Genomic DNA, 376 nt, shown 5'->3' with positions numbered 1-376 from the left:
GACACTGGAGTGGCTGGTGCAGCGGGAAGGGGAAAGGTTACGCACCCTGAAGAGAACCACGGAGACCCTGGACTTTGAATACAACCGCTCCCGTAAGGTGGCCGATGATGGCAGCGGTGGCTGGCAGGGCGTGACCGGCACGGTTGATTATGCGACCGGTGCCTTCTCTATTCAGGTGACCGAGGATTATTCGTACTCGTCTTATTCAGCGGTGCGCCATGACGACCACTTCCACACCACCACGACCACGGTCACCAAGACTGAGACCTTTGAAGGCAGCGGCCTGATCGTAAAGGCCCAGAGCAACAGCCTCAGCCATGTGGCCCATGTGGAGACCGTGTCCTCCCCGGAGATGACCGTTGACCTGCTGCCCAAC

The 376-nt window shown here is 59.3% G+C and carries 1 protein-coding gene; it reads left to right on the top strand.

All coding sequences use genetic code 11. From position 1 onward, the window contains the following. Positions 1-376, top strand: a 376-nt coding sequence (locus tag E1189_RS22175) for a hypothetical protein (protein WP_196220827.1), incomplete at both ends; no start/stop codon positions are given.

The sequence above is a fragment of the Parendozoicomonas verongulae genome, from assembly GCF_009711465.1.
Classification (GTDB): domain Bacteria; phylum Pseudomonadota; class Gammaproteobacteria; order Pseudomonadales; family Endozoicomonadaceae; genus Sansalvadorimonas; species Sansalvadorimonas verongulae.
The sequence above is the reverse complement of the archived record's forward strand: the minus strand, read 5'-3'. Positions and strand labels throughout refer to the sequence as shown.